Source organism: Nostoc sp. ChiQUE02 (genome assembly GCF_034531305.2).
Lineage (GTDB): Bacteria > Cyanobacteriota > Cyanobacteriia > Cyanobacteriales > Nostocaceae > Nostoc.
Genome location: NZ_JAVRBN020000063.1, coordinates 20919 through 27172, shown reverse-complemented (window position 1 = coordinate 27172; position 6254 = coordinate 20919). Strand labels below are relative to the sequence as shown.

Genomic DNA, 6254 nt, shown 5'->3' with positions numbered 1-6254 from the left:
CATTTAAGTTGGGAATGCTTTGCTAATTTAGATGAGTTAAGACAAGTTATCTGGCAGCGTCTTGAGAAATTAAACACATCAATCGTTGCTTCAATTACAGGTTGGGGTTTTATTCTTGATGCTTTATTTGTATCAGGTTTTTCGTGAATTGGTATAACTGCACCCATACCGTAATTCCGCCTTCAATCCAGATAGTACGAACGGATTCGGGTTGGACTTGGATAATCTCGCCAATGATGCGGCGATCTCTGCTGGTGAGAGGATCTTGGGTTGGAGCTACAGCTTCGGCTTGGGATTCGAGGTGACTGTACAGTTCTGCTTGGGCGAGGGCTTGCTCATCAACAGAAGAACTAGGAATTGCTTGCTGTGTATGTGTTGTATAAGGCATAATAGAGTTCCTTGATAAAAGGGTAAAAAGCGATCGCTTACTTCTTGGTCGGAGGGGCGATCGCTTTTGTTATGTGTGCAAACAACGTTCTGGTTTAGTACAACGCTCTCTTTTTGATTTGGCGTAGCCATCAAAGCTAGTTGCTAAGAGCATTCTCAAGACAGCAGACGGCAGCATCAGGGGATGTGTAAGGAAGTGCTGTGTTCGGAAGAGGACACTCTACTAAATTCAGCTTTGCTGTAAAATCTTTGATTTCTAGACGAATGGCACTAAATAACCAGTTTTTTAAGACTTGGTAGGTCATCGAGATCATCCTCGCTGGCTTGAGCATTACAAGTTTGGCTTCCGGCTGCTAGTCCCGGTGGCACTTGGTTTTGTGGTTGATTGAAATTAGTTAAGTTTGGTAATTTGCAAACCCTTTTTGCGTTCGGGTGCAGGCGGTTGCATTTCCTTGCCCTTAGAAGCTTACTGCGAAAGTGAGTTGACTAAACACGGGGGATATCGCCGGGTCAGAGATTTGCTGTCTGCGAAGAAAGTAGTTGATACTCTGCCAGAGGAACTCAGGGAAAAGATTACTAAACCCTCTCAAACTCGCCCCTTACTCCGGCTGGCTAAAACTCCTGATAAGTTACACGAAGCTGTTGCGATCGCAGCCAAAGAAAAACCCTTCCCCACTGCCGCAGACTTCGCTAAAGCAGTTCAGAAGGTCGTTCCGAACAATACGTCACCCACTAGAACCAATAGCACAAAAACTGAAAACCCCAATACGCAATTGTGTAATTCTGTGACTGTTTCTTCCCTTTCACATCCTCGTTATGGGGAATCGGGAGTGATTGAAGCAGACGCACCAAATCACTGGCAGCAGATTGTTACCTTTGCGGATGGTGAGAGGCTGCTGATCAATAATGCTGATTTAGATGCTGCCAGCGTTCCCTTTCCCAGAGAGCAGACTTATCCACCAGAATATACTGAAGCAATTGCCCAAATTAAAGAACAGCATCAGCAAGAGTTAGAGCGACTTTCCCAGGAATTGAGAATTGGTTTACAAGCAGAAGCTACTGGCAGAGCCGAAGCTCAATTACTTGAACAAATCCAATCTCTGCAAAATCTATACAAGCAACAAAGGGAGCAAAACGTTCAATTGCAGCAGCGATTGGATGAGATGGAATCATTACGGCAGTTGGAGACTGAGAACCAACAGCTTAGGCAGCGTATTCAAGATTTGGAAAACGCTGTAGAGCAACATCCTTTGCAACAATGGGGAAATACCATGACCCAGCAAGCGACCAAAGTTTTAAACAAGCAGGTGAAGCAAGCCTTGGAGAAAACTATTGATCTGCGATCGCTAGCGCAGGAACCACCCAAGGAAAATGCCCAAGAATGTCTGCGGCTCATGGGCATGGCGTTGAAGAATCTTGCCAGTGCGATGAACAATACCCAAGCGTTAGAGGCTGCGGCGATAATTTTGGGGAGTGAACCTACACCAGTTGCGATTGCCTACCGTGCCGAACAATTGGAAATGTTGCCCCAGGCGGTTAGCGATATTAGGGCAGTGCTAGCTAAACCAGGGTGTAGCTGGCAAGAGTTTTGGGATATTGCCCAAGAGTATGAGGTGATTAAATCAGACTATTGGGCGGAATTGACCACCCAGGAAACAGAATTAATTACCGCACTTCAAACGGCATCTACTGAACTTCCCATAATCGGGCTTGGTTCTATAGTTGCTCACGCTGACCCATACCGTACTTTGTATGTCGAGAGGGGTGAGGTGGTACAAGACTTAGGCGAGGAACTGGTGGTTGCCTGGGATCACTGGCGAAACCAGTCCAAGAAAACTGACAGGTATTTCCGAGACGAGTTGCGATTCTGGCAACCTCAATAAACTTCCAATGTTTTGGTGATTTTTTAGACAACCAAATACAAATACCAAGCCCCGCATCACAGTGGGGGAAATTTCCGTGCGTCAACATAACAGGAGATTGTAAAATGACTGCAACTATTACAAGACCCAAGCCCAAAAAAGCTACCGCTAGTAAACCACAATCCCCATATAAAAGGCTTCATGTGATTATTCCCATAGAAGATATGTTATGGGCTTCGCAACAAAAGCCTTCAGTTACGCAATTGTGGCAGGAGTGTTGGACGGCTGACCCTTATGGTTCTCGGTGGATGCCGCTAACTTCTGCTTTAGGGTACAGTACTTTTATCTCTGCGAAGAAAATTCTCTCCGACAGTGGACTTTTCATCTTCAAGCCGGACAAGTCGATTCAGGATGGCCGGGAGACAGTGAAGTGGATGGTGAAGAATTTGCATGGCAGCCGAATGAAAGAGTTCTGGGAAAAAGCCAATTCTCTTAATCAGCAACCAAATGCTGAAAAACGAGAACTAAATTCTGAAAAACGAGAACCAAATGCCAGGGATTCAGAGAAAGATGCTGGCTGTGAAGAAATGCGTGCTTTAAATCAAGCACCTATTTTAGGTCAAAGTCAGCCAGAGCAAGGGTTATGCAAACCCTCACGAACTACTCAGGAACATCTCACCAACTCATCAAATGAGTTGGTGAGATGTTTCTCTGACACGCTAAATGAGATTTTGCAAGTTGAGGAGACGGCTCACGCGCCCTTGGGGGGCGCTTCGCCTCAGATTGTTGAAAGCGTGTCAGAGAAAGAGAAAGACTTGCCTGTGGCAACGGACTGCACGACGCTAACGCTTGTGGATGCTGTACAGGGTGAATCTGCTTCTTCGTTAGCTGAAAACCAGAATTGTGGTGTTGAGCCGAAGGACTGTCATGGAGGTGCTTGTGCCGCCGCGCCCGTCGCACAGAATTTAACTGACTTGGAAGAACAAACCCAACATAGCCTTTCCACTTCGTTATTGGCTGAAAATCAAGATTGTGGTGTTGAGCCGAAAGATTTTCATGAAGGCACTTGTTCCGCCGCGTCTGCTGCCCAAAATAAAAAATCTTTAAATTCTGCGATCGCTAATCAAACACCAGAGCTTGTAGAACAAAGTAATTCCGCTTCGTTGTTAGTTGAAAATTCAGTTTCGGGTGTAGGAGTCAAAGCAGTTGATGAGGGTGAAGGTTCCGCCGCGCCTGTCACCAGCCTTGAAAAATGGTCACATGAGGCGATTGTAGCGAGGTCAAATATGCGGCCTGTACAATACTGTAGCCAAATTACGATGGTTAAATGGCTGAAAGTATTGCTATATACCTCTATTCAGAGTCTACCGTGTATACACAAGTCGGATTGAGAATCAAATAGAGGGAAAAGAACGGAAAATTATTTTTAAAATCCTTGATTTTTCGTTAATTCTATATCAATAATATGACACTATTGATAATCAGCTTGATAAACTCAAAATCTTGCCTACTAAGGCTTGCATCTTACCAGGCAAGGATTTTAGGACTTGTGTATACACCGTAGCTTCAGAGTGGGGTTATTGACTCTCTACTGTCGTGCCATAATGGTACGCATTTCAGCTTCCTTATCGTGAATCAAATCTCCACTAACATCCACTATCACACTATAAATCTTGCCCGTAAACTTGAAGGGCGGTTCATAATCGGGTGTTACAGGCGCACCAGGGGCAATTCCACAAGTCACACCACTGGTCAGACCTAGTGCTAAGGGAGTAGTTACAGGGACCTCGGCTTGCCCAACTAATTTCCCATCGATATAAAGTTCGGCGCGACCCGGCGTTCCTTTCCCCTTGGCTAAATCTGGTTGACCCGTGACTTTAAACTCAAAGCGCAACTGGTGACGACCTTCCGGCACAGATGACCCAGACTCGACATGATAGAGCGATCGCGCTACATAATTATGAACCCAGTGCAGTTTGCCATCTTTGACATAGAAGGAGTAGCCACTATCATTACCTCCGTGAGCCAGTAATACTCCTTCTGCACCACCTGTGGAAATTTCCACATCAGCCGTAATACTGTGAGAACGATTGAGCAACTTGACGGCAGTATTGGCTGGGATTGCCTGAGTATCAGGATAGTAAGTATAGCGGCTACGATTGACGGCAATCTGAGGACGTTCTTCTGCAAATCGTTGTACGCCTCTGCCATCCACAGGCAACACATTGTATTTACCCGCCTCTACGTACCAAGTGGCAATCATTTCAATTAATTTAGGGCGATTATCAGCCGCAATATTATGATTTTCTGAAAAATCTGAGGCAACGTGATACAGTTCCCAATGATGGGTATCCAAATCCGTCAGAGTTTCCGCCGAAATGGCCGCACCAAAAAACTGACCTGCTTCTGCAAATGAGGGGCCAGGCCAAGGACAAACCGCCCGCCAACCATCATAGTAAAGAGAACGATGTCCCATCATCTCGAAATATTGGGTCAGGTGCTTAGTAGGTACGGTACTATGATTAAAAGTATGGGCAAAACTGACACCTTCAATGGAAGATTGAGTAACACCCTTAATCGTTGTTGGTGGTTCAATTTCCAGTAATTCCAGCACAGTAGGTACTAGGTCAATAGCATGAGCGTACTGAGTACGGATTTCACCTTTTGCCTCAATGCCTTGATTCCAATGGACTATCAAGGGATCGCTGATTCCACCCCGATAAGTTTCCCGTTTCCAACGACGGAAAGGCGTATTACCTGCCCAAGTCCAACCCCAAGCATAATGGTTGAAAGTTTCTGGACTACCTAGCTTATCTAGTGCCTTGAGATTTTCCTCTAGGGATTCTGGCACATTGTTAAAAAAGAGATTCTCATTAACTGAACCAGTTGGCCCTCCTTCAGAACTTGCCCCATTATCCGAAATCACCATAATTATAGTATTCTCGAACTCACCAATAGATTTAAGAAAATCGAGTAAGCGACCGATATGGTGGTCAGTGTGGGTTAAAAAGCCAGCATATACTTCCATCATCCGGGCATAAAGCCGTTTTTCTGCGGCTGAGAGGGAATCCCAATGCTGGACATCGGGATCATGGCGGGAGAGTTCGGCATCTGCGGGGACAATCCCCATTTCCTGCTGACGGGCAAAAACCTTTTCCCTGTAAACTTCCCAGCCATCATCAAACTGTCCGGCGTAGGCATCAGCCCATTCTTTCGGCACATGATGGGGGGCGTGCATCGCACCAGGACAGAAATACATGAAAAAGGGTTTATCGGGGGCAACCTGCTTGGCATCAGCGATAAAGCTAATTGCCTTGTCTGCCAAGTCTGCGGTCAAATGGTAGCCTTCTGCGGGGGTCTTTTCTGGCTTAACTGTGTGGTTGTCATAAACCAAATCTGGGTAATACTGGTGGGTTTCTCCGCCTAAAAAACCATAAAAACGTTCAAAACCGCGACCAAGAGGCCAGCGATCATAGGGGCCGACCGCAGATATCTGGTCTGCGGGCGTTAAATGCCATTTCCCGATCGCATAAGTGTTATAACCCTTCTGTGATAATATCTCCGAGAGAAACCCATTCTCAAAGGGAATATTCCCATTACCACCGGGATAACCCGTAGACCCTTCTGTAATGCAGGACATGGCGTTGGAATGGTGATTGCGCCCAGTCAGAAGACAAGAACGGGTGGGTGAACACAACGCCGTCGTGTGTAGATTGTTGTAGCGCAAACCATTGGCGGCTAGTGCGTCTAGGTTGGGTGTTTTGATGGGACTTCCGTAACATCCAAATTGCCCAAAGCCTGTATCATCGAAAACGATAAATAGAACGTTGGGTGTACCTTCTTTAGATCGCAACGGTTCTGGCCAAGCTGGACTGGATTTATCAACTGTCCGACCGATGACACCGGGGAAAGTATTTCCGGGTTTGTATTCACGCAGAGACATAAATCTGACCTCTTGAGAATATGTAATTTTTAACAAAAGCCCCGAAATTCTATCTCCTCTTT

At 45.9% G+C, this 6254-nt stretch carries 5 protein-coding genes; 2 read left to right on the top strand and 3 right to left on the bottom strand.

The window, feature by feature from the left end; translation table 11 throughout:
* Nucleotides 1-109: 109 nt before the first annotated feature.
* Both RM347_RS32290 and RM347_RS32285 read right to left on the bottom strand, forming a co-directional pair.
* Nucleotides 110-388, bottom strand: a complete 279-nt coding sequence (locus RM347_RS32290) for a hypothetical protein (protein ID WP_322715914.1) — start codon at nt 386-388, stop codon at nt 110-112.
* 136 nt (nt 389-524) lie between these two features.
* Nucleotides 525-692 (bottom strand): hypothetical protein, encoded by a 168-nt coding sequence (locus RM347_RS32285; protein ID WP_322715915.1) that lies wholly within the window; start codon nt 690-692, stop codon nt 525-527.
* Between the two features lie 102 nt (nt 693-794).
* On the opposite strand from RM347_RS32285, the gene RM347_RS32280 reads away from it, so the two are divergent.
* Both RM347_RS32280 and RM347_RS32275 read left to right on the top strand, forming a co-directional pair.
* Nucleotides 795-2270, top strand: a complete 1476-nt coding sequence (locus tag RM347_RS32280) for a hypothetical protein (protein WP_322715933.1) — start codon at nt 795-797, stop codon at nt 2268-2270.
* A 104-nt stretch (nt 2271-2374) separates the two neighbouring features.
* The gene (locus tag RM347_RS32275; protein ID WP_322715916.1) at nt 2375-3640 is read left to right on the top strand and encodes a hypothetical protein; all 1266 of its coding nucleotides are present in this window, start codon (nt 2375-2377) and stop codon (nt 3638-3640) included.
* Between the two features lie 197 nt (nt 3641-3837).
* Here RM347_RS32275 and RM347_RS32270 read toward each other — a convergent pair whose 3' ends face one another.
* Nucleotides 3838-6192 (bottom strand): arylsulfatase, encoded by a 2355-nt coding sequence (locus tag RM347_RS32270; protein WP_322715917.1) that lies wholly within the window; start codon nt 6190-6192, stop codon nt 3838-3840.
* Between the last annotated feature and the right edge of the window lie 62 nt (nt 6193-6254).